General features: G+C 73.2%; 17 protein-coding genes and 1 other RNA gene. 9 read left to right on the plus strand and 9 right to left on the minus strand.

The genetic code is table 11. From position 1 onward, the window contains the following. The first annotated feature begins 76 nt into the window (after positions 1-76). Positions 77-751: a glutathione S-transferase family protein gene (locus WMF31_RS10450; protein ID WP_436601790.1), complete on the plus strand. Its 675-nt coding sequence runs from the start codon at positions 77-79 to the stop codon at positions 749-751. A 32-nt stretch (positions 752-783) separates the two neighbouring features. On the opposite strand, the gene WMF31_RS10455 is transcribed toward WMF31_RS10450, so the two are convergent. The 3 genes from WMF31_RS10455 to WMF31_RS10465 form a co-directional block, all read right to left on the minus strand. After that, a complete protein-coding gene (locus tag WMF31_RS10455; protein WP_436601791.1) occupies positions 784-1590 on the minus strand; it encodes a class I SAM-dependent methyltransferase in 807 nt (268 codons plus the stop codon). Between the two features lie 161 nt (positions 1591-1751). Beyond that, complete coding sequence (gene metH / locus WMF31_RS10460) at positions 1752-5501, minus strand: methionine synthase (protein WP_436601792.1); 3750 nt, start codon at positions 5499-5501, stop codon at positions 1752-1754. Beyond that, a complete protein-coding gene (locus tag WMF31_RS10465; protein WP_436601793.1) occupies positions 5498-6574 on the minus strand; it encodes an ArsR/SmtB family transcription factor in 1077 nt (358 codons plus the stop codon). Before WMF31_RS10465 ends, metH begins: the two co-directional genes overlap by 4 nt. Before the next feature lie 265 nt (positions 6575-6839). On the opposite strand from WMF31_RS10465, the gene erpA reads away from it, so the two are divergent. Beyond that, positions 6840-7163: an iron-sulfur cluster insertion protein ErpA gene (gene erpA, locus WMF31_RS10470; protein WP_129351285.1), complete on the plus strand. Its 324-nt coding sequence runs from the start codon at positions 6840-6842 to the stop codon at positions 7161-7163. 460 nt (positions 7164-7623) lie between these two features. Beyond that, a complete protein-coding gene (locus tag WMF31_RS10475; protein ID WP_129351283.1) occupies positions 7624-8475 on the plus strand; it encodes a sigma-70 family RNA polymerase sigma factor in 852 nt (283 codons plus the stop codon). A 66-nt stretch (positions 8476-8541) separates the two neighbouring features. Here WMF31_RS10475 and rnpB read toward each other — a convergent pair. The 3 genes from rnpB to proC form a co-directional block, all read right to left on the minus strand. Then, positions 8542-9006: RNase P RNA component class A (gene rnpB, locus WMF31_RS10480), an RNA gene on the minus strand. A 298-nt stretch (positions 9007-9304) separates the two neighbouring features. Next, positions 9305-9781 (minus strand): hypothetical protein, encoded by a 477-nt coding sequence (locus WMF31_RS10485; protein WP_436601794.1) that lies wholly within the window; start codon positions 9779-9781, stop codon positions 9305-9307. 136 nt (positions 9782-9917) lie between these two features. Further along, positions 9918-10775 carry a pyrroline-5-carboxylate reductase gene (gene proC / locus WMF31_RS10490; protein WP_436601795.1) on the minus strand — a complete coding sequence of 286 codons (858 nt, stop codon included), beginning with the start codon at positions 10773-10775 and terminating at the stop codon, positions 9918-9920. Positions 10776-11038: 263 nt separating this feature from the next. On the opposite strand from proC, the gene WMF31_RS10495 reads away from it, so the two are divergent. Continuing rightward, positions 11039-12520, plus strand: a complete 1482-nt coding sequence (locus WMF31_RS10495) for a Do family serine endopeptidase (protein WP_436601796.1) — start codon at positions 11039-11041, stop codon at positions 12518-12520. 33 nt (positions 12521-12553) lie between these two features. Here WMF31_RS10495 and WMF31_RS10500 read toward each other — a convergent pair whose 3' ends face one another. Beyond that, on the minus strand, positions 12554-13786 hold the full coding sequence (locus WMF31_RS10500) for a lysylphosphatidylglycerol synthase transmembrane domain-containing protein (protein ID WP_436601797.1): 1233 nt from the start codon (positions 13784-13786) through the stop codon (positions 12554-12556). A 350-nt stretch (positions 13787-14136) separates the two neighbouring features. On the opposite strand from WMF31_RS10500, the gene WMF31_RS10505 reads away from it, so the two are divergent. Both WMF31_RS10505 and WMF31_RS10510 read left to right on the plus strand, forming a co-directional pair. Continuing rightward, positions 14137-15261, plus strand: a complete 1125-nt coding sequence (locus WMF31_RS10505; RefSeq protein ID WP_242515247.1) for a 6-phosphofructokinase — start codon at positions 14137-14139, stop codon at positions 15259-15261. A 195-nt stretch (positions 15262-15456) separates the two neighbouring features. Beyond that, entirely contained in the window at positions 15457-18552 is a 3096-nt protein-coding gene (locus WMF31_RS10510; protein ID WP_436601798.1) for a response regulator, read from the plus strand. A 94-nt stretch (positions 18553-18646) separates the two neighbouring features. Here the strand turns inward: WMF31_RS10510 and cdd are convergent, their stop codons facing one another. After that, complete coding sequence (cdd, locus tag WMF31_RS10515) at positions 18647-19129, minus strand: cytidine deaminase (RefSeq protein ID WP_436601799.1); 483 nt, start codon at positions 19127-19129, stop codon at positions 18647-18649. Beyond that, entirely contained in the window at positions 19126-19977 is an 852-nt protein-coding gene (locus WMF31_RS10520; RefSeq protein WP_436601800.1) for a purine-nucleoside phosphorylase, read from the minus strand. The genes cdd and WMF31_RS10520 overlap by 4 nt, the downstream gene beginning before the upstream one ends. A gap of 101 nt (positions 19978-20078) precedes the next feature. Between WMF31_RS10520 and WMF31_RS10525 the strand changes: the two genes are divergently transcribed. The 3 genes from WMF31_RS10525 to WMF31_RS10535 all read left to right on the plus strand — a co-directional run bounded on the left by WMF31_RS10525 (position 20079) and on the right by WMF31_RS10535 (position 23109). Further along, on the plus strand, positions 20079-20465 hold the full coding sequence (locus WMF31_RS10525; protein WP_242515245.1) for a hypothetical protein: 387 nt from the start codon (positions 20079-20081) through the stop codon (positions 20463-20465). Between the two features lie 383 nt (positions 20466-20848). Further along, a complete protein-coding gene (locus tag WMF31_RS10530) occupies positions 20849-21799 on the plus strand; it encodes an RNA polymerase sigma factor (RefSeq protein ID WP_436601801.1) in 951 nt (316 codons plus the stop codon). A 35-nt stretch (positions 21800-21834) separates the two neighbouring features. Further along, positions 21835-23109: a FecR domain-containing protein gene (locus WMF31_RS10535; protein WP_436601802.1), complete on the plus strand. Its 1275-nt coding sequence runs from the start codon at positions 21835-21837 to the stop codon at positions 23107-23109. Positions 23110-23111 lie beyond the last annotated feature (2 nt).

A 23111-nucleotide genomic window follows, 5' to 3' on the forward strand; every position in this document is an offset into this window, starting at 1 on the left:
GCCCTCGCGATCCGCGCGAGCGCGGGGGCGCCCGGATCGCGCCGCGCACGATCCATCGTGACAAGGAGAACCGACGATGAGCACCGCCCCGCTCCACCTCTACATCGGCAGCAAGAACCGCTCCTCCTGGTCGCTCAGGCCGTGGCTCGCGATGTCCCACGCGGGCATCCCGTTCGAGGAGCACCTGATCGGCTACGAGCTCCCTGACTGGGTCGACCGGGTGGCCCAGCACTCGCCGACGCGCAAGGTGCCGGCCCTGCGCCACGGCGAGCTCGTCGTGTGGGAGTCGCTCGCCATCTGCGAGTACGTGGCCGAGCTCTTCCCCGGGGCGAAGCTGTGGCCCGAGGGGCGCGAGGCCCGCGCGGTCGCGCGGGCGGTGAGCTGCGAGATGCACGCGGGCTTCATGGACATGCGCCGGGAGCTGTCGATGGACATCGCGCGCCGGCATCCGCGGCGCGAGCTCTCGGGCGCCGCTGCCCGGGACGTCGCCCGTGTCCTCGAGATCTTCCGCGATTGCCGCGCGCGGTTCGGCCAGGGGGGCCCGTTCCTGTTCGGCGCCTTCTCGATCGCCGACGCGATGTTCGCCCCCGTCGTGACGCGCCTGCTCACGTACGACGTCGAGATCGACGACACCGCGCGCGCCTATACGGCCACGATCACGTCGCTCCCGTCGATGGCGCGCTGGTCCGCGGCCGCCGCCGAGGAGGTCCGGGTGAACCCGCACATCGTCGCGCCGCCGAGCGTCCTGTAGCCAGCGACCAGCGGCGGCCCGGGGGAGGGGGATCAGGCGCGCCGGCGCGCTGCGAGCGCCACGACGAGCGGCAGGCGCCGCCCGAACTTTCGCATGCGGAACTGCCCGGGCGGCCCTTCCTCCATGTCGGGGAAGATGTCGTAAGGCGACCAGTCGAATTCGCGGAGCCGCTCCAGCGTGAGGCCCGCCTCCAGGAGCGCCGTGACCACGGTCCCGATTCCGTGGTTGAAGCCGACCTCCTTGAGCGTCACGGCCGCGTCGCGGTCGGCGTACGTGCCTGTCTGCTCGGTGAGGATCGGCTCCCCGTGCCCGTCGTACGCATACGCGATGCGCTCGAACGCATCGTCGAAGGTCCAGACCAGCGGGTGGAGCTCGACGAGGTGCAGCACGCCCCCGGGCTTCAGGCACGAGGCGGCCGCGCGCGCCCAGCGCCCCATGTCCGGGAGCCACCCGAGGACGCCGTACGAGGTGAAGACGACATCGAACGTCTCGCCCCCGAGGGCCGCGGGCGCATCGTAGACGTTGGCCTCCACGAAGCGCGCGTCGATCGACAGCTCCTTCGCGAGCGCGCGCGCGGCCTGGATGGCCGCGTCCGAGAGGTCGAGCCCGGTGACGCGGGCGCCCAGCCGCGCCCAGGAGAGCGTGTCCTGGCCGAAGTGGCACTGGAGGTGGAGGAGCGTCTTTCCGCGCACGTCGCCGACCTGCGCGAGCTCGATCGGCTTGAGCGAGCTCGCGCCGGCCCGGAAAGCGGGCATATCGTAGAACCTGGAGCCCAGGTGCACGGGGGTCCGCGCGTTCCAGGCGCTGCGGTTCATGGCAAACCACTCGGCCTCGGACATGGACGCCTGTCTATCACGGCTCCCGCCGCGCCGTTGGACGCCGCGGGGTGTGGGCTGCGCGGGAGGCTGCGCCGGGCCGCCCGGCCCCGGAGAACCCCTCTCCGCGCGCCGGGCCGCCCGGCAGGACCTCCCCAGCAGGTTCTCCTCGACCTCAGGCGCGCTCAGCAGCCCCTGGCCGCCGTCGGGTCGTACCCCAGGTTCGCCGACAGCCACCGTTCCATCTCGTCGACCGGCATCCCCTTGCGCTTCGCGTACTCCTCGACCTGGTCCTGGCCGACGCGCCCCACCATGAAGTACCGCGCCGCCGGGTGCGCCAGGTAGATGCCGCTGACGCTCGCCGCCGGCATCATCGCGCACGTCTCGGTCAGCTCGAGGCCGACCGACGGCGCGTCGAGCAGCGCGAACAGCTTGCGCTTCTCGGTGTGATCCGGGCACGCCGGATACCCGAACGCCGGCCGGATCCCGCGGTACTTCTCCTCGATGAGCTCCTCGTTCGTCAGCGCCTCGCCGGCGCCGTACCCCCAGTCCTTCCGCGCCCGCTCGTGGAGCAGCTCCGCGAACGCCTCGGCGAGCCGGTCCGCGAGCGCCTTCGCGATGATCGCGCTGTAGTCGTCGTTGTCCTTCTCGTACGCGCGCACCACCTCGTCGAGCCCGAGCCCCGCGGTCACCGCGAACGCGCCGACGTGATCGGCGAGCCCGCTCTCCCGCGGCGCCACGAAGTCCGCGAGCGAGAGGTGCGGCTTCTCGCCGCCCGCGGCCTTCTCGCCGACCCCGTCCTCGGCGTCGGCGCCGCCCGCGGCCTTCACCTGCTGCTGGCGCAGCATGTTGAACCGGACGAGCTCGCGCGAGCGCGCCTCGTCCGCGTAGAGCACGATGTCCCGCCCCTCCCCGCTCGCCGGCCAGAACCCGTAGACGCCCCGCGCCTTCAGCAGCCCGCCGTCGATGATCCGCCGCAGCACCTTCTGCGCGTGCTCGTACAGCTCGCGCGCCGCCTCGCCGTACTGCGGGTGCTCCAGGATCTGCGGGAACGGCCCCCGGAGCTCCCACGCGGTGAAGAAGAACGTCCAGTCGATGTACCGCGCGATCTCCCCGAGCGGCACGTCATCGACCACGCGCCGCCCCGTGAACGTCGGCGTCGCGATGTCCTCCGGCCGCCACGCGATCTTGAGCCGCCCCTCGTCCGCCGCGGCGAGCGTCACGAGCGGCTTCGCCCGCTTCCGCGCGAAGAGCTCGCGGAGCCGGCCCTGCTCCACCCGGTTCTGCTCGTCGAACGCCTGCTGCTGCTTCGGATCGAGCAAGCTCGACACCACGCCCACCGCCCGCGACGCGTCGAGCACGTGCACCACCGTCCCGCTGTACTCCGGCGCGATCTTCACCGCCGTGTGCTGCCGGCTCGTCGTGGCCCCGCCGATGAGCAGCGGCAGCCGGAGGCCCCGCCGCTCCATCTCGCGCGCCACGCTGACCATCTCGTCGAGCGACGGCGTGATGAGCCCGGAGAGCCCGATCATGTCGGCCCCCTCGGCGAGCGCCGTCTCCAGGATCCTGTCCTGCGGCACCATCACCCCGAGGTCGATCACCTCGTAGTTGTTGCACCCGAGCACGACGCCCACGATGTTCTTGCCGATGTCGTGCACGTCGCCCTTCACGGTCGCCATCACGATCTTGCCCTGCGACGACGTGCCCCCCGCCGCCTTCTCGGCCTCCATGAACGGCAGGAGGTACGCGACGGCCCGCTTCATCACGCGGGCGCTCTTCACCACCTGCGGGAGGAACATCTTCCCGGCGCCGAACAGCTCGCCGACGATCCTCATCCCGTCCATCAGCGGCCCCTCGATGATGGACAGCGGCTTCTCGTACTTCTTCCGCGCCTCCTCGACGTCCGCCTCGATGAAGTCGACGAGGCCCTTCACGAGCGCGTGCGACAGCCGCTCCTCGACCGTGCCCTCGCGCCAGGCGAGGTCGAGCTCCTTCTTCTTCCCCTTGCCCTTCACCTGCTCGGCGAACTCGACGAGCCGCTCGGTCGCGTCCGGGCGCCGGTTGAAGAGGACGTCCTCCACCCGCTCGAGCAGGTCCTTCGGGATGTCCTCGTAGACCGCGAGCTGCCCCGCGTTCACGATCCCCATGTCCATGCCGGCCCGGATGGCGTGGTACAGGAAGGCCGAGTGCATCGCCTCGCGGACGACGTTGTTCCCGCGGAACGAGAACGACAGGTTCGACACGCCGCCGCTCACGCGCGCGCCCGGGCACGTCGCCTTGATGATCCTCGTCGCCTCGATGAAGTTCTTGGCGAAGTCGTTGTGCTCCTCGATGCCGGTCGCGATCGCGAGGATGTTCGGGTCGAAGATGATGTCCCCCGGATCGAACCCCGCCTCCTCGGTGAGGAGCTTGTAGGCGCGCTGGCAGATCGAGACCTTGCGCTCGACCGTCTCGGCCTGGCCAACCTCGTCGAAGGCCATGACCACGACCCCGGCGCCGTAGCGCCGGATGACGCGCGCCTTCCGGAGGAAGTCCTCCGGCCCCTCCTTGAGGCTGATGGAGTTGACGATCCCCTTGCCCTGGACGCACTTGAGCCCCGCCTCGATGACCGACCACTTCGAGCTGTCGATCATGATCGGGATGCGGGCGATCTCGGGCTCGGTGGCGATGAGGTTCAGGAACGTGGTCATCGCCTGCTCGGAGTCGAGCATGCCCTCGTCCATGTTCACGTCGAGGATGTTCGCCCCGCCGCGCACCTGGTCGAGCGCCACCTCCAGCGCGGTCGTGAAGTCCCCCTTCTTGATGAGCTCCATGAACCGGGCCGAGCCGGTCACGTTGGTCCGCTCGCCGATCATCAGGAAGTTGGTGTCGGGCCGGATGACGAGCGTCTCCAGGCCGCTGAAGCGCGCGAACCCGTCGCCCTCCGCGGGCACCTCGCGCGGCCTGAGCCTCTCCGTCGCCCGGACGATCGCCCGGATGTGGTCCGGCGTGGTGCCGCAGCAGCCGCCGACGAGGTTCACGAGCCCGCTGTCCGCGAACTCCGCGAGCAGCCGCGACGTCGTCTCGGGCAGCTCGTCGTACTCGCCGAAGGCGTTGGGGAGGCCCGCGTTCGGGTAGCAGCTCACCCGCGTGCGGGCGAGCTTCGCGAGCTCCACGAGGTACGGCCGCATCTCGCTCGCGCCGAGGGCGCAGTTGAGCCCGACGCTGAGCGGCTTCGCGTGCTCCACGCTCGTCCAGAACGCGTCGATCGTCTGGCCGGAGAGCGTCCTGCCGCTCCGGTCGGTGATCGTGACGCTGAGCATGATCGGCAGGCGCCGCCCCTTCTCCGCGAACACCTCCTCCATCGCGACGAGGGCCGCCTTCATGTTCAGCGTGTCGATGAACGTCTCGGCGAGGAGCACGTCGACCCCCCCGTCGACGAGCCCCCGCACCTGCTCGGCGAACGCCCGCCGGAGCTCGTCGAACGTGGCCGCGCGGAGCGACGGGTCGTTCACGCTCGGCGAGATCGACAGCGTCTTGGGCGTCGGCCCCATCGAGCCCGCGACGAAGCGCGGCCTGTCCGGCGTGCGGGCCGTCCACGCGTCGGCCGCCCGCCGCGCGATCTGGGCCGCGGTCAGGTTGATCTCGTAGGCGAGCGGCTCCAGCCGGTAGTCGGCCTGGGCGATCGACGTGCCGGTGAAGGTGTTCGTCTCGATGATGTCGGCGCCGGCCTCGAGGTACGCGCCGTGGATCTCCGCGATGACGTCCGGCCGCGTCAGCACGAGCAGATCGCTGTTGCCCTTGAGGTCGATCGCGTGGTCACGGAAGCGCTCGCCGCGGTAGTCGGCCTCGCCCAGGCGGTAGCGCTGGATCATCGTGCCCATCGCGCCGTCGAGGCACAGGATCCGGGTGTCGAGGAGCTCGTCGATGCGCGCGGGGCGTTCGCTTCCGTTCATGGTTCTACTCTTCTCCTGGGCTTCTTTACCGCGGAACCAGCGGCCGTGTGGCCGCCGTGCTGCTGTGCTTGCTGCGGCGCCTGCTCGGGCCGGGGCGCGCCGCCGTCGGCTTCGCGGGCCGGGCGGGCGGCCGTGTCCCCGTCGATCCGGCGGGCGTGGATCGAGATGACCTCGAAGTGCGGGGGGCGCCTCTCGCGCGAGGTCACGTCGCAGGCGTCCACGAGGAAGCCCGCGGCCTCGAGCATCGCCCGGAGCTCGCGCGGCTCGAAGCCGAAACGCACGTGGCTGTACGTGACGGCCGCGATCTCGTGCCGGTGCGCCTTGAGCGTCACCCCGGCGAGCGCGCCGCCGGGCCGCAGCACGCGGGCGGCCTCCGCGAGCGCGCGGGACGGCGAGCGGGCGAACGTCAGGCAGTTCATCAGCATCACCTGATTGAACGACGCCGCCTCGAACGGCAGCTCGTGCATGTCGCCGCGCGCGAACCGGACGTTGCCGAGGCGCGCGAGGCGCAGCCGGGCCGCCTCGATCACCGCCTCGCTCGCGTCGAGGCACGTCATGGAGCGGCACCGCGGCGCGACGAGCTCGGCCAGGGCGCCGTCGCCCGACGCCACGTCGAGCACATCGCCGAGCGAGAGCAGCCCGAGCAGCCCGCGCAGCGAGGCCTCCCACGTCCGCCCGGGCGAGTAGTGACGTTCCATGCGCCCGGCCACCGAGTCGGCCCAGCTCGCCCCGCCGGCGCGCGCCCGCACGACCTCGCGGACGCGCTCGCGGTCCTGCTCGATCAGCGGGTCCTCCGTGGTCGCCTCGAGCAGCGCCCAGATCCGCCGGGCCTCCTCGGGCATCGCGTCGTGGCTCAGCGTGTAGAAAGACGAGGCCCCGTCGCGCCGGTCCCGGACGAGCCCGGCCTCCCGCAGCTTGCCGAGGTGCGTCGAGACCCGGGACTGCGCGAGCTGGGTCACGTCGGTGATCTCCGCGACGGTCAGCTCCTCGCGGCCGAGCAGCGCCAGCAGGCGGACGCGGGTCGGGTCGCCCAGGAGGCGAAGGAGCTCGGTCGTGGCGCTGAGATCGGGCACGTGATATCTTCCAATCCGGATGGCCGGATGGGAGCCTGCCGGTCCGGGGCGCGCGCGTCAAGCGCGACCCGCGCGGCCGTACCTGCCGCGGCTGAGGTACTGGCGGACATCGCTGAACGTGCGTATCTTTGGCTGGCTCTGAGCTCCCAACCTCAGGGCGCGGCCGGCCGGGCTCACCGCACGGCTCGTCATCCGACGGGGATGATCGCCCCAGGCAAGGACCTACAGTCCCCCGCCGGACAGAGCACGCAGAGGAGATTTCAGGATGATCACGATCACGCAGAAGGCAGCCGAGAAGGTGATGGAGATCGCGACCGCGGAGGAGTTGCTGGGGCAGGGGCTGCGCCTGCGGGTCGTGGGCGGCGGATGCGCCGGCTTCTCCTACGACCTGTACTTCGAGGACAAGCCGACGGAGTTCGACGAGGAGTTCGAGGACAAGGGCATCAAGCTCTACGTCGACCCGCTGAGCTTCCAGTACCTCGACGGTACCGAGATCGACTACGTGGAGGGCCTCCACGGCTCGGGCTTCAAGTTCAGCAACCCGAGCGTGAAGAGCACCTGCGGCTGCGGGTCGTCGTTCTCCGTCTGATTCCGTCTGATTCCGTCTGACCTTCGTCTGACGCGCAAGCGCTCGCCCCCCCGCGAGCGCTTCCCATTCTGTCCCGGTCCGCGCCGCTGCTTGCCGGCGCGGCCGACGCGAGATGCACACGGTCGGCCTGGGCGGGGCCGTCCGGAGCATCGAGCCCTTCCCGGCTCTCTAGCCCTTCGCCTTTCTCTCCGGCGCGCGCGCGGGCGCGCGTGAGCCGCCGTGCGCCGTGGCTTCGCGCCACGGTGCACAAGCTGCCCGCCCGGGGCGGCATGCCAACTGCATCGCGGTTTTGGTGGGCTGCTCCCTTTGGAATGTCGAACCAACCACTTCGGCGGCAAGTGCCGGCGAGGCGATCAACGCGATCGGGACCCGGCGTCGGGCCCCGCCCGCGAGAGTCGAGGTCCGGCGTGCGCCGGCCTCATCAACCGAACCGGGGTCCTCGGACCTCGAAGGAAACCCTGTGCAAACGTCCCGAGATCAGGCCAGCGCGGTCTCGCGCTACATCACGCATGTTCGGCAGATCCCGGAGCTGTCGCGCGAGGAGGAGGTCGAGCTCGCTCGACGGTGGCGAGACCACGGCGACGAGCAGGCCGCGGCCGCGCTCGCGCTCGCGAACCTGAGGCATGTTGTCTCGATCGCGATCAGCTACCGGCGCTACGGTATTCCGCTCGCCGACCTCATCGCCGAGGGGAACTTCGGGATCGTCCACGCGATCCGCAAGTACGACCCGGACCGCGGAAATCGCTTCGTGACCTACGCGGCCTACTGGATCCGGGCGTACATCCTGAACCACGTCATCCACTCCTGGAGCCTGGTCGGGGTGGGCTCGGGCCCGCTGCGCTCGAAGATGTTCTTCCGGTTGCGGCGGGAACGGGCGCGCATCGCCGGGCTCGTCGGCGAGGGGGAGGAGGGCGACCGGCTGCTCGCCGAGAAGTTCGGCGCGCCCGCCGAGAAGGTCCTGGAGATGGCCCACCGGCTGGAGGCCCGGGACGTGTCGCTCGACACCAAGGTGTTCGAGGACGGCGCCCGGTCGCTGGTCGACACGCTCGCGGCGGACGATCAGGACCAGGAGGAGCGCTTCTCCCGGGCCGAGGAGGGGGCGCTGCTCCGCGAGCGGCTGACGCAGGCGGTGGAGAACCTCGACCCGCGCGAGCGGTACATCGTCGAGACCCGGATGATGGCCGATCCGGAGGAAGAGCTGTCGCTCGCCGAGATCGGGCGCCGCCTCGGCGTGTCGCGCGAGCGGGCGCGGCAGCTCGAGGCGCGGGCGAAGAAGAAGCTGCGCGACCGGCTTCAGCCGCTGGCGGCGTAGCGCGTTGCCACAGGTGGGCGGCGGGCGAGCACAGAAGCACGAAGCCCCGCCGGAGCGGGGCCTCGTGGTCGCAGGGGACATAAGCCGAGTTCTGTTGCGCGGGGGGTCGCCCCCCTCGCGCCGACGATCATTCCTCTAGGACGCGCGTCACCGCGCGCCTCAAGCAGCCAACCCGGAGGCCTGGGGCGGGCAACCCTCGCCGCGACGGCTGTCGCCGCCGCGGACGCCTCCCTACGCGGCCTTGCTCCAGGTGGGGTTTGCCGTGCCGCCCTTGTTGCCAAGGGCGCGGTGGGCTCTTACCCCGCCGTTTCACCCTTGCCGCGCGGCGCGCCCGCGGAGGCTCGGAGCGTTGCCCCGCGGGGCGAACGGCTCCTCACCCTTGCGGGGCACACGGCGCGGCGGTCTGTTCTCTGTGGCACTTTCCTCGAGATCGCTCTCACCGGGCGTTACCCGGCACCCTGCCCTGCGGAGCTCGGACTTTCCTCCCGCGCCCGGGTTTCCCCGGTCGCCGGCGATCGTCTGTCCCGCTGCGACGCGGCGAACATAGTCAAGAGATCGCAGAACGCCAACACCCCGGATGCAGCACGAAGAGACATCTCAAGGAACGAAGGAAGAGAGGTCTGTTCCCCCTCTGTCGGGTGGTGGTCACGTTTGGGGTGCTCACCGGAGGGGCTGGAGTGCAGGCGGGCCACAAAAGGGGCCCACCGGAACGCAAGCCCCGGAGGTGAGCACCCCAAACGTGACCACCACCCTCCGTCGTGTCCCTTGTGCCCTTGCGGTCTTCGCCCTCACGGGCTGGTTGCTGCGGATTCTCGAGCCGATCGTCGTCCTAGGGGCAGGCCGCGGGATCGTTGCACTCGCACCCTTCGCCTTCCGGCAGCGGCTGGCCGCAGCCGCCGAGCCAGTCGAGCAGCACCTGCTCCTCGTCCGCGGTCAGCGTGATGCCGACGGGCGGCATGCGCCGCGTCTCGACCGCGTCCCTGATCTCATCGACGCGGAGGAGGCCGTCGTCGGCGGCGACGCGCGTGTCCTCGAACGTGAGCAGCGAGAACAGGATACCCCCCTGATCCGGCGGCTTGTGACAGGTGTGGCATTTCGCCTTCAGCACCTCGTACACCTCGCAGGGGTAAGACCCCGCGTCCGGTGTCGCAGAGCAGTCCGGAGCGTCGTCCCCCCCCGCGGCGCCCTGCCCGGCGGTGTCGGAGCCGCACGGGCCCGAGAGGCAGCCCTGCTCGATCGTCGTCTCGCAGGCGGCGAGCGCGAGGGCGAGGGCGAGCAGCGGGATCAGCGAGGCGGGGCGGAGCACGGGCCCCTTATACAGCAGACGGGCGCAGCTTGGGAGCCGCGCCCATCCCGGGCGCGATCGCCGCTCGTGCCGCCGATCCACCCGGTCGCGACGCCTCCTCTCGCGGGCCGGCGGGGAGGGGAGCTCGGCCTCCGGGTCAGGTGCGGCGGAGCTTCTGCGCCATCTGCGCGCCGAGCTCGGCCGAGCGGTTGGACGCGGCCTCGACCGCGTCGATCAGCGTGCGCCGGAGGCCGCCCGCCTCCAGCGTGTGGAGCCCCGCGATCGCCGTGCCGCCGGGGCTCGTCACCATGTCCTTCAGGCGGCCCGGGTGCTCGCCGGTCTCGAGCTGGAGCTTGGCGGCGCCGTACACCGTCTGCGCGGCGAGCAAGAGCGCCGCGTCCCGGCCGAGGCCGACCTTCACGCCCCCGTCGGCGAGCGCCTCGATCATCAGCATGACGTAGGCGGGGCCGCTGCCGGACAGGCCGGTCACCGCGTCGAGCAGCGACTCGTCCAGCACGACCGCGCGGCCCACGGCCTGGAACAGGGCCCGCGCGATCTCGACATCGTCGCCCGTGGCGTGGCTGCCGGCGGAGATCGCCGTGGCGCCGGCGAGCGCGATCGCGGCCGTGTTCGGCATGCTCCGGATGACGCGCGCGCCCTCCGGCAGGCGGGCCTCGATGGCGTCGATCGGCACGCCGGCCGCGACGGAGATCACGACGTCGGTGGGGCCGAGCCCGGCCGCGATCGGGCCGAGGACGCGATCGACGATCTGCGGCTTGACGGCGATGACGAGGACGTCGGCCCACCGGCAGAGCGCGTCGTTGTCCTCGGTGGTCTCGATGCCGTAGCGGTCGCGGAGGAACGCCAGGCGCTCGCTCTTCAGATCGCTCGCCCGGACCTGCTCGGGGCCCACGGCGCCCCCCTGGAGCAGGCCCCGGATGAGCGCCTCTGCCATGTTGCCCCCGCCAAGAAACCCGATCTTGCGATCTCGCAGTCGCCCGTCGTCGCTCTGCATGGATGGCCTCCAGGAGCGCGCACCCTAGCAGCCCTCCCCGCGCCGCGGCTCAAATCTCGACCGCACCGCCGAGGCGCGGGCGTGACGCCATGGACGGCGGCGCCGTCGCGGCGCGGGGCGCGAGGCCCGCCGCGCCTCCCGCGCGCGGCGAGCGCTCTTGTCAGCGGGCCGTGGAACGTTATTTCTGCGCCGGAATGAACGCGGTCGGTCCCACGTTCGCCCACGGCAGGACGGGGCCCCTTCGACTGCCCGACGGAGATTCCATGATTCAAGCGGTTTCCCCTCGCACCCGCGCTTCAGCCCTCGCGCTGCTCTCGCTGACCGCGCTGTCGCTCGGCGGGTGCGGCCAGCAGGCTCACGCCACGCCACCTTCCACCCAGGTCGCCGCGGCCGCGGCCGCGCCCACCACGCCGCCGGTGTCGACCGTGACCCTCCCGCCCGCGCCGGTGCCGGCCACCTTCGACGTCGCCGCGCTCTCCGAGCGGGTCAGGCCGATGGTCGTCAACATCACCGCGACGCACGAATCCCGGGGCCGCCAGGGGCTCGATCCGTTCGAGTTCTTCTTCGGTCCGCACGGCGGAGGCCGGCTCGGCCCGCAGATCCAGCGGCCGCCGCAGACGGCGCTCGGCACCGGCTTCATCATCGACCCGAGCGGCTACGTCGTGACGAACGAGCACGTCATCCACGACGCCTCCGGCGTCCGCGTCCGGCTCGCCGACGAGCGGGAGTTCGAGGCGGAGGTCGTCGGCCGCGATCCCAAGCTCGATCTCGCGCTCCTCCACCTGAAGGGCGCCTCCGGGCTGCCCGTGGCGCCGCTCGGGTCGAGCGAGCAGCTGCGCGTCGGCGAGCACGTGCTCGCGGTCGGGAACCCGTTCGGGCTCGGGCACACGGTCACGCTCGGCATCGTGAGCGCGAAGGCGCGCGCGATCGGCGCGGGCCCGTACGACGACTTCATCCAGACCGACGCCTCGATCAACCCGGGCAACAGCGGCGGGCCGCTGTTCAACTGGCGGGGCGAGGTCGTGGGCATCAACACCGCGATCCGCGCGGGGGCGAACGGCATCGGCTTCGCGATCCCGGTCGACGCGCTGAAGGACGTGCTCCCGCAGCTCCGCGAGAAGGGCTACGTCGAGCGCGGTAAGCTCGGCCTCCTGTTCCAGCCGATCACGCGCGATCTCGCCAGCGCGCTCAAGCTGGACGCGCCGAAGGGCGCGCTCGTCGCCGAGCTCGAGCCCGGCGGGGCGGCCGCGCGCGCGGGCATCAAGCCCGGCGACGTGATCGTCGCGGTGAACGACGTCCCGGTCCACCACGCCGAGGAGCTGCCGCGCCTCGTGGCGCGCAACCCGCCCGGCTCCGAGATCGAGGTGACCGTGCTGCGCGCCCAGAAGCGGCACGAGATCGTGGCCAGGCTGGACGCGCTGCAGGACGAGGCGAGCGAGGCGGCCAGCCGCGCGCGGCCGGGGCAGGGCGCGAGGCCCGAGCGGCAGCAGAGCGCCGAGAAGCTCGGCATCCAGGTCTCCGACGTCGCTGGCGACGGGGTGCGGGTCGACGGGTTCGCCCGGGGCAGCGACGTCCAGGAGCTCAAGGTGGGCGACGTGATCCTCGAGGTGAACGGCACCCCCATCAAGGACGTCGCCGGCCTGCGCGCGGCCATCGCCAAGCTCAAGGAAGGCTCGGTGGCGCTCGTCAAGGTGCGCCGCGGGAAGGCCGTCCAGTTCGCGGCCGTGCCCGTCCCCGCCCGCTGATCTCCCATCGCGAAGGCGCGGCGCGTTTCACCCTCACCCCATGCTGCGCCGCCGCTCCGCGGCCTCCTCCTGCCCCTCGAGCGCGGGCGGGGCGTCGGCGGCGCGCTCCGCGAGCGCGCGCTTCTCCGCCTCGGTCTGCTTCACGCGCGCCTCGAGCACGTCGGCGCCGAGGTAGCGGAAGACGTAGACGCCCCCCACGAACATGCACAGGAACAGGGCGAGCAGGCGCCAGAGGACGAGGTACGGCAGCTCGAACGGGCCCTTGACCCAGGGCGACATGAGCGCGTTCGAGCCGAGCTCGGCGATGCCGCTCGCGCCGGGCGTCGGGCTCATGTACAGCGCAAAATTGAGGAGCGCCTGGATCAGGATGACCTGGACGATCGGCGGGCCCACCGCGACGAAGGTCGAGGGCGTGGTCGGAATGCCGAGCCCGAGCAGGATGAAGTAGGCCACGGCGAACCGCGAGCAGAAGAAGCCGAACGTGAGCAGCAGCGCGGCGGCGTAGGCGCGCTTGCCGCGGCGCATGTAGATGCGGAAGCCGTCGTGGAACTCGTCCACGCTCCGCAGCAGGCGCGCGGTCGTCTTGCCGGGCGCGGCGAGCGCGGCCTCGGCGCGGGCCCGCAGCCTGGGCACGTGCCGGGCGCCCCGCAGGACCGCGCGGAGGAGCGCGCCGAGCGGCGCCGACAGCGCGCGGACGAGCGCCTTGAGGAGCGGCGGGTACGCCGCCGCCACGAGCAGCGCGACGAGCGCCGCGCCGAACATGACGACGCTGACGGAGAGCAGCCACTCGAGCTGCTCGCCGCCGTGCACGACGAGCATCCCGGCCTGCCGGAGCGCGAAGAGGGTCACGGCCGTGACGAGGAAGAAGGTGACCGTGCACGACGCCGTGAGCAGCTCCGCCGTGGCCACGTCGACGAACCGCATGCCGCCGTGCGCGAGCACCGCGATCTGCGAGGGCGCCGCGCCGGCCTGCCCCGGGGTCACCCCGGCGCAGAACATCAGCACGAACTCCGAGGTCACCGCGGTGCGGAGGCGGAGCCCGGGCCAGAGCACGCGCCCGAGGACCCAGATCCTGAGGCCCCCGAACACGCCCTCCTGCAGCGCCAGCACGGCGGCGACGATCAACCAGCCCGGCCGCGCGTGCGCGAGCCCGGCCGCGAGGCTCGCCTGCTCGCTCCTGATCGCGCCGTACAGCACGTAGGCGAACGACGCGAGCGTCAGCGTGACGATGAGCTGGATGCCTCGGATCAGGGTGGCGCGGTTCATACGTGGGCAAGCGGCCGGGGCGACCGCGCGCATGCCTATACCCTGCCGGCGGGGTCGCGACCGGATGCCGGCGACCGTCCGGCGAAGGATGCCGGCGACCGTCCGGCGAAGATCGCCGCGACGGCGCTCCCGCCAGCGCCGCCGCGGCGCTCCCGGCTGGAAGGAGCGCGCCTGATCCAGGTGCGAAGCGCGCTTCGCGGGGGCGCTCGATCCGCCTCCTGCGCGCGCCGCCGATCGTGCTCGTGCCGCGCGGCGCGGGGTCGCTGGCCCAGGGCGCTCCGCGCCATTCAGGCCGGGGGAGGGGGATGCCTATTGCGTCGGCGAGGAGGGCTCGCAATGCTGCGCGCCTCATGGCGGCACGCAAGATCGCTATCAATACCGGCGGGGGTGACGCGCCCGGGCTCAACGCCGTGATCCGCGCGGCCACGCTCGCCGCGCTCGAGCGCGGCTGGGAGGTCTGGGGGATCCGGCAGGGGTACCGCGGGCTCCTCGAGGACGCGCCGGACGGGCTCATCCGGCTGGATCGCGAGCGGGTGCGGGGCATCGTGCACCTCGGGGGCACCATCCTGGGCACCGTCAACCGCGGTGATCCGTTCCACTACCCGACGCCCGGCGAGCACGGGCTCGTTCCCCGGGACCGCTCCGAGGAGCTGGTGCGGCGCTTTCGCGAGCGAGGGTTCGACGCGCTCATCGCGGTGGGCGGCGACGGCTCGATGCGGATCGCGCACGAGCTCGTCCAGCGCGGGTTGCCGCTCGTCGTCGGCGTGCCGAAGACGATCGACAACGACGTGTGCTGCACCGACATGACGTTCGGCTTCGACACGGCCGTGTCGATCGCGACCGAGGCGCTCGATCGGCTCCACTCCACGACCGAGGCGCACGAGCGGATCATGGTCGTGGAGGTGATGGGGCGGCATGCCGGCTGGATCGCGCTCAACGCCGGGATCGCCGGCGGCGCCGACGTCATCCTGATGCCGGAGATCCCGTTCCGGTACGAGCCGATCGCCGAGAAGATCCGCCTGCGGGAGTCGCGCGGCCGGCGCTTCTCCATCGTGGTCGCGGCGGAGGGCGCGTGCGCGGAAGGGGGCGAGCTGATCATCAAGGACGCGGGCGACACGTTCCGCCGCACCGTCGTGCTCGGGGGCGTGGCCGAGCGCGTCGCCAAGGAGCTCGCTGCCCGCACCGGCAAGGAGGCGCGCTCCATGGTGCTCGGGCACCTGCAGCGCGGCGGCGGGCCGACGACGGCGGACCGGCTCCTCGCCCTCCGTTACGGCGCGGCCGCGGTCCGGTACCTCGCGGAGGGGTGCGAGAGCGGCATGGTCGCGCTGCGAGGGAGCCGGATCGAGCTGGTCCCGCTCGACGAGGTGGCCGGCAAGACGAAGACGGTGCCGCTCGACTCGGATACGGTCGTCACGGCCCGCGAGATGGGCCTGTGCTTCGGCGACGAGCCGCCCGGCCGCTTCGCCGCGTCCTGATCTGCGCGCGCGGCGGCCGCCGGCCCCGCGCTGGCCACGGCGGAGCGCGGCCCAGATCGCCAGCCCCGACGCCGCCACGCCCCCCTGACGCATCGGCCAGACGGCCCCGTCGGCGCGGGCAGCCTCGTGTTTGACACTCGTCGACGGGGGCCGATATCTTGGGCTCCCCTCCGAACCCGCGCACACCCCCAGAACATGACGAAGGTCCTCGTATTTGAGAGCGATCCGGCGTTTGCCGGGGAGCTCCGCACGGAATTGGGTCGTCTGGGCTGCACCGTTCAGGTCGTCGACGACGGCAACGTCGGCCTGCAAGCCGCAGCGGCCGATCGGCCCGACCTCATCCTGCTGTCGATCGAGCTGCCGCGGATGAACGGCTTCTCGGTCTGCAACAAGCTCAAGAAGGATGCGCAGCTCAAGGACGTCCCGCTCGTCATCATGTCGAGCGAGTCGAGCGAGGAGACGTTCGAGCAGCACCGGAAGCTCAGGACGCGCGCGGAGGACTACATCCACAAGCCGATCGCCTTCGGCGAGCTCCTCGAGCACATCCGCAACTATGTCCCGCTCGACGCGGGGGACGCCGAGGCCGATCCGATCATGATCGACGAGGCCGAGGTGCTCGAGGCCGACCTCGACGAGGACTCCGGCGACCCCACGATCATCACGGCGGCCGTCTCGTCGACCGGCGCCTCCACGAGCGCGCCGCCGCCAGCGCCGCCGCCCGATCCGCGGGTGCGCGCGTCGGGCCCGCCGCTCGGGCCGCCGCCCGATCCGCGGGTGCGCGCGTCGAGCCCGCCGCTCTCGGCGCCGCCCGAGCCGCGGGTGCGCGCGTCGAGCCCGCCGCTCTCGGCGCCGCCCGAGCCGCGGGTGCGCGCGTCGAGCCCGCCGCTCTCGGCGCCGCCCGAGCCGCGGGTGCGCGCGTCGAGCCCGCCGCTCTCGGCGCCGCCCGAGCCGCGGGTGCGCGCGTCGAGCCCGCCGAGGCCCCCGCCGGTGACCCCGGCGCGGTCGGCCTCCGGCAAGGCGGACGAGGACATCGACGAGTTCATCGGAGGCGCGTTCACCCGGCTGATCCGCGACGAGGAGGACGAGCGGACCGAGGTCCGTGCCTCCGTCGCGCCGTCGACGCGAACGCCTCCGCCCGCCCCGCCCGCGCCGGCCTCGGCGCCGCCGCCCGTGAGCTCGCCGGTCGCCGCCTACCGCGCCCCGATCTCGGAGCGCGGGCGGATGACCCCGGTGCCGTCCGCCCCGCCCCGCCCCGACGCGGACCCGGGCGAGATCGAGCGCCTGCGCGCCGAGCTGGACAGGTCGAAGGGCGAGATCGCCCGCCTCACCAGGGAGGCGGACGCCGCGCGCGCGACGTCGCTCCGCCTGGAGAGCGAGCTGTCCACCGCGAACGACGGCAGCCAGGAGGCGGCCCGCCTGCGGCGCGAGGTCGACGAGCTCAGGGCGAAGCTCGCCGCGGCGGGCACGACGTCGAGGCCCGGCGGGGTGTCGAGCCGCGAGTTCCTCGATCTCCGCGAGGCGCTGAACAAGAAGGACAAGGAGATCCTCGCGCTGCGCGATCAGATGTCGCGCAAGGACAAGGAGCTCCTGGAGCTCCGCGATCAGTCGCTGTCGCTCGAGCGCGAGAAGGCCGACCAGATCGACAGGATCCTGGAGCTCGAGCGCGCGAGCGAGGATCTCGACGGGCAGCTCGCGTCGCTGCGCGCGGACAAGGAGCTCGCCGCGAAGCGCGCCGACGACTTCAAGGCGCGCACCGAGAAGCTCCAGGCGCTGGTCGCCGCGCGCGACGCGGAGCTCTCGGCGGCCCGGCAGGCGCTGGTGGAGGCGGAGGCGGCGCACACGGACGCGCTGCGCGCCGCGGCGGAGGAGAAGGCGCAGGCGATCGCCGCGGTCGAGCTGTCGGCGCGGCGCGAGATCGAGGAGAGCGCGCAGGCAGAGCGGGAGCGCTTCGAGCAGGCGACCCAGGCCCACCGCGCGGAGATCGACAGGCTCAACGCCGAGCACGCCGCCCGGGCGGAGCAGCAGGCCCAGGAGCACCGCGCCGCCGCCGACAGGCTCGCGGGCGAGCACGCCGCGGCGACGGATGGCCTGCGGGCCGAGCACGCCGCGGCCCTGGAGCAGCTCGCGGGCGAGCACGCCGCGGCGACGGATGGCCTGCGGGCCGAGCACGCCGCGGCGATGGATGGCCTGCGGGCCGAGCACGCCGCGGCGATGGCGGCGTCACGGAGCGAGCACGAGGGCGCCGTCGAGGCGCTCCGGCGCGAGCACGCGGGCGAGCTCGAGCGGCGCGATCGCGAGCATGCGGCCTCGCTGGACGGGGCGCGGGAGGAGCACGCGCGGGCGATCGAGCGGCTCCAGGCGGAGCACGCGGCCGCGCTGCACGGGGCGCGCGCCGAGCAGGCCGCCACGCTCGAGCGGCAGCAGGCCGAGCACGCTGCGGCGATCGAGGCGCTGCGGGGCGAGCACGCCGCGGCGATCGACGCGCTGCGGGGCGAGCACGCCGCGGCGATCAAGGCGCTGCGGGGCGAGCACGCCGCGGCGATCGAGGCGCTGCGGGGCGAGCACGCGGGCGAGGTGGAGCGGCGCGACCGCGAGCACGCGGCTGCGCTGAACGGCCTCCGGATCGAGCACGCGCGGGCGCTCGCGGCGCAGGCGGAGGAGCACGCGCGGGCGCTCGAGGCCACGAAGGAGGACCTCGCGGCGCGGGAGCGCGAGCTCCTCGAGGAGCAAGCGCAGGCAGCGCGCGCCGCCGAGCAGGCGCACGCGCAGGAGCTCGGGGAGGTCCGCGCCGCGCACCAGGCCGAGATCGCCGAGCGGGAGGCCGCCTGGGCGGCTGCCAAGGACGAGCTGGACGAGATCGCTCGCGGGCTCTCGACCGAGCTCGGGCAGGCGCGCAGCCATGTGGCGCAGCTCGAGTCGCGCGCGGCGGAGCTCGAGCAGCAGCTGGCGCAGCGGGCGGGCGAGCTCTCCGCGGTCGGCGAGGAGCGCGATCGCCTGCTGGGTGAGCTCGCCGAGCGGGCGCGCTCCGTTGCGGAGCTCCAGGGCCGCCTGGCCGAGGCCGAGCAGCGGGAGAACGAGCTCGGCGCTCAGCTCTCGCGCCGGACCGAGGAGCGCGACGCGCTGAAGCTCCAGGGCGAGCGGCTCGCCGAGGAGCTGGCCGTCGAGCGTGCTCGCCTTCAGAAGGCGCGCGCGAAGTGGGGCGAGGACCGGACCTCGCTGGAGCGCGCGCGAGAGGCGCTCGCGGCGGCGCTGTCGCAGATCGAGCAGGCCGAGGCGCGGCCGATCGAGTGAGCCGACGCTCTGCGGGCGCGCTGCTCCGCCGGGCGCGTTGCTCCGCGGGGCGCGCTGCCCCGCGGGCGCGCCGCTCCCGGGGTGTGAGGGGCGATCAGCGTGCCAGTGCCGCCGCCCCGAACGCGTCCGGCAGGAGCGTCGAGAGAGACGTGCCCCGCGGCGGCGCGTCGCCTCCGGCGGCGATGAGGCGGATCGGAAGATCTCTGGCGAACTCGGCGAGGGTCTGCCGGCACATGCCGCACGGGCTGCCCAGGACGGGCCCGCTGGTGGCGACGGTGAGGGCGACCGGATCGCGCTCGCCGGCCGCCACCATCTGCACGATGGCCGAGCGCTCCGCGCAGATGGTGAGCCCGTACGAGGCGTTCTCGACGTTGCAGCCGGTGAACACCCGGCCGGATCGCACGACGATCGCCGCGCCCACGGCGTAGCCCGAGTACGGCGCGTAGGCTCGCTCGCGGGCGGCGAGGGCCGCTTGATCGAGCGCAGCCCAGTCGATTCCCTGCGCCTCGCCGTGTCCGGCCTGCGCCTCGCCGTGTCCGGCCTGCGCCTCGCTGGGCGCTTGCGGCGCGCGGCTCATGACGCGGAGCTCCTGGCCGCAGCGTCTTCGCCCGCGCGGCGCACCCACGCCGAGAGCAGCGCGGAGAACCGTGCGCGCGCCTTCCGGGCGGTCTCCTCGACCTCCGCGTGGTCGAGCTCGCGCCGGGTCAGCCCCGCGGCGAGGTTCGTGATGCACGAGATGGCGGCGGCCGGGACGCCCATGTGCCTCAGCGCGATGATCTCGGGGACCGTGCTCATCCCGACCGCATCGGCCCCGAGCGTGCGCAGCATCCGGATCTCCGCGGGGGTCTCGTACGACGGTCCGAGCAGCGCGGCGTAGACCCCCTCGCGCAGCGGGACCCCTGCCTCGCTCGCCGCCGCCCGCGCGAGCTCGAGCAGCCTGGGATCGTGCGCATAGGTCATGTCCGGGAAGCGCTTGCCGAGCGCGTCGTCGTTCGGCCCGACGAGCGGGTTCTTCCCCATCAGGTTCAGGTGATCGATCAGCAGCATGAGGTCGCCGGCGGCGAAGCCGTGGTGGATCCCGCCGGCCGCGTTGGTCAGGAGCACGGCGCGGCAGCCGAGCCGCGCGAGCACGCGCACGCCGAAGACGACCTTCGCCAGCGGATGCCCCTCGTAGAGGTGCGCGCGCCCCTGCAGGCAGGCGACCGGCACGTCCCCGACGCGACCGGCGCAGAAGAACCCGGCGTGCCCGACGACGGCGGCCCGGGGCATGCCGGGGATCTCCGCGTACGGCAGCTTGACGAGATCGGCGAGCGCGTCGCCCCAGCCCCCGAGCCCTGACCCGAGCACCACGCCGACGGTCGGGGGCGCCGGGACGTGGTGGCGAATGACGCGAACGGCCTCGTCGAGCTCGGAGAGCGTGGTCACCGAGACAAGCTACCCCAGGGCGCGACGAGGGGTAAACGTCGCAGATGCGCGGGGCGGCGGCGCGTGATAGGGTCGCGGCCCTTTCGGGGCAAGTGACGACGATGGGCACCAAGATCGAAGATTTCTTGAAGGAAAAGAAGATCGACCCCCGCCGCATCCTCGCGGCGTCGGTCAAGCTCGAGCGGCTCCGGCCGGAGGACCGGTCGATCCGCCTGACCAAGCGGCTGGCGCGCGGCAGCGAGGACGCCGCAAAGAAGAAGGAGGCGGCCAGCGCCAAGAAGCCGCGCAGCGGCCGTCCGGTGACCGACCGGACGCTGAACGCGGCCCTCCAGGGCAAGCCGATCAGCGGCCCCGCGAAGACGCGCCTCCTGCGCGCGGTCAATCGCATCCTGGAGCAGAAGAAGCAGGAGCAGGTGGGGCTCTCCGCGCTGTTTGACCTGCCCAAGAAGGGCGGCGCAGCGGCCGAGGGCGCCGAGGCCGCGGGGTAAGCCGACCGGACGAACCGGAAGGCTCCCCGCGATCGCAGGACCGCCCGGCCTGAGCGCACGTCGACCGTTGTTCGGCGCGGCGCTCGCCGGGCGCTCTTTTTTTGTCCCTAGACGCGCTCCCGGCGGCGGGAGCCCAGATCGAGCAGGTCGGCGGCGACGAGGGCGACGGTCAGCGACACGGCGATGAAGATCATGTCCTGAAAATTCGCGCCGATGCGCCTTCAGGAACAACTTTTGTGCGCCTCCGGCGTGATGCCGGAGCGAGCAACCCCGCGCGGGCCCCGTGAATCCTCCGGGCGGCCGGCGCACCGAGGGCCCCCGTGGACACGGCGGCGACATGAATGATCCGAGCGGCCGGCGCATCGAACGCCTCCGTGGGCACCGTGACGATCGAGAGGGGGGCGTTCTGGGCGCACCTCTCGCAGTCGTTCCTCCTCCTCGGGCCCGGCGCGGCGGATCCCCGTGACGGCGAGCTGCCTGCGCGAGGCGCCGGGGACGCGCGTCCGGCGCTGGTGCTGCAGCCGCTCGACGCGGCGCTCGGAGGCGGCCACCCGTCTCGTCGCCCGGCGCTGGTCGTGTCGCCGTCGAGCCCCATGACGCCGGCGGTCGCGGCTAGGCTCTCGCCCGTGACCGAGCCCGATGACGTGGGCGAGTGCATCCGTCGCTTCCAGAGCGGCGATCCGGCGGCCTTCGCCGAGATCTTCCGCCGTTACCGGCGCGACGTCGCGCGGCTCGTCTTCAGGATGCTCGGACCGAACGCCGACACCGAGGACGTGATCCAGGAAGTGTTCATCCAGGTCCACCGGAGCCTGAAGGACTTCCGTGGCCAGTCGAAGTTCTCCACGTGGCTCCACCGCGTGACGGTCAACGCGGTGCTGATGGCCCGGCGCGCGGCGCGCAGCCGGCCGGTGCTCGCCGGCGAGCCGAGCGTCGATCTCGAGGTCGACCGCGGCATGCTCCCGGACGAGGACGCCGCGCGCGCGCGCCGGATCGACGCCTTCCGCCGCGTGATCGCGCGGCTCCCCGAGAAGAAGCGGATCGTCTACGTCTTGCACGAGCTCGAGGGGATCGCGCCCGCCGAGATCGCGGAGATCGTCGACGCGCCGGTGCTGACGGTGAGGACGCGGCTGTTTTATGCGCGCCGCGAGGTCGAGGCGATGATGCGCGGCGAGCCCGCGCTCGCCCAGCTCGCCGCCGAGCTGGCCGAGGGCGGCGAGGACAGGGCCGACGGCGCGGCCGGCCCGGGGGCGCCGCGCGCGCGGGGCGGCGTCGGGGGCGCTGCGGCGGCGTGTCCCGCGGCGGACAAAGCTGCCGTCGACACGGAGGACATGTGAGCGGCGCAAAGCAATACGAACGGGCACGCGAGCACATGGACCGGCTGCTGCGCGCCGAAGAGCCCCCGGAGCCGCGCTGGGACGCCATCGAGCGCGAGCTGTTCGCGCGGCTCGAGGCGCCCGCCCCCGCCGTTCGCGCGGCGCGGCCGCAGCGCTCGCCGCTCGGGCGCGCGCTCGCGTTCGCGGCGGCCGCGGCGGCCATCGCGCTCGTGGTGCTCGCGGCCAGCCGCTCGGCCCCCCCCGTCGCGTCCGTCGCGGCGCCGCGCGCCCGCGATCTCGCCGAGGTGCCCTGGGCCGCAGGGAGCGCCGGCGCGGCCGGCGATCGGGACTTCCGGGCCCTCCGGTCCGGCGATTCCATCGAGACCGCGGACGCCGCGGTCTCGTTCATCGACGCCGGCTCCGTGCGCTGGACGCTCCTGCCGAGGAGCCGCGTCGTGGTGCGCGCCGTCGGCGCGGCGGGGGTCGGCCACGTGGTCGCGCTCGAGCAGGGCTCGCTGCGCGCCGAGGTCGTCACGCGCGCGCCCCAGGAGGGGCTCGTCGAGGCGTTCGCCGTCGACGTGGGCGGCACCCGGGTGGCGGTGCACGGGACGCTGTTCACCGTGACCCGCCTCGACGACCGCGTCGAGGTCGACGTGGAGCACGGCACCGTCGCGGTCGGCCCCGCCGCGTACCGCGGCGCGACCACGGCGCGCCTCCTCGTCGGGCCGTCGCGCGGCACGTTCTCGCTCGACGGCGGCCGCGAGGCCCGCCTCCTCCCGCGCCCTGCGCAGCCGGAGGGCGCCCCCTCCGTGGCGACGCCCGCGCCGTCCCCGCGGCCGCCGGCCGCCGACGCGCAGGCGCCGAGCACGGCTGCCGCGGGTCGGGCCGTGGCCGCTCTGGCAGAGGAGCCCGCCCAGTCCGCCGAGCCCGCGGAGCCCGCCGGGGTCGCCAGGTCCGCGGAGTCCGCCGAACCCGACGCCCCGGAGCTCGAAGCGCCGCTGCCGCCGTCGTCCGTCGAGCCGGCGCCCGTCCCCGCGGCGCCCGCGCCCGAGGCCGGGGCGGCGCCGCTGCCCTCCAGGCTGACCCCGGCCTCCGTGCAGGCGTCGCTCTCGGGCTGCTTCGCGCGCGAGAGCGCGCGCGGCTCGTCCTCGGTGCGCCGGTCGATCGTCTCGACGCTGCGCATCTCCGTGCGCCCCGACGGCGGCATCGCGGCGCTGCGCTTCGATCCGCCGCTCCGGCCGGCGTTGCAGGCCTGCGCCGAGGGCCTCTACAGGGGGCGCTTCGCGGGAGGCCCGCAGCAGATCGACATCCCGCTGACCATCGAGGACTGAGC

Origin of the sequence: Sorangium sp. So ce1036 (assembly GCF_051369805.1) — a bacterium.
Lineage (GTDB): Bacteria > Myxococcota_A > Polyangia > Polyangiales > Polyangiaceae > Sorangium > Sorangium cellulosum_F.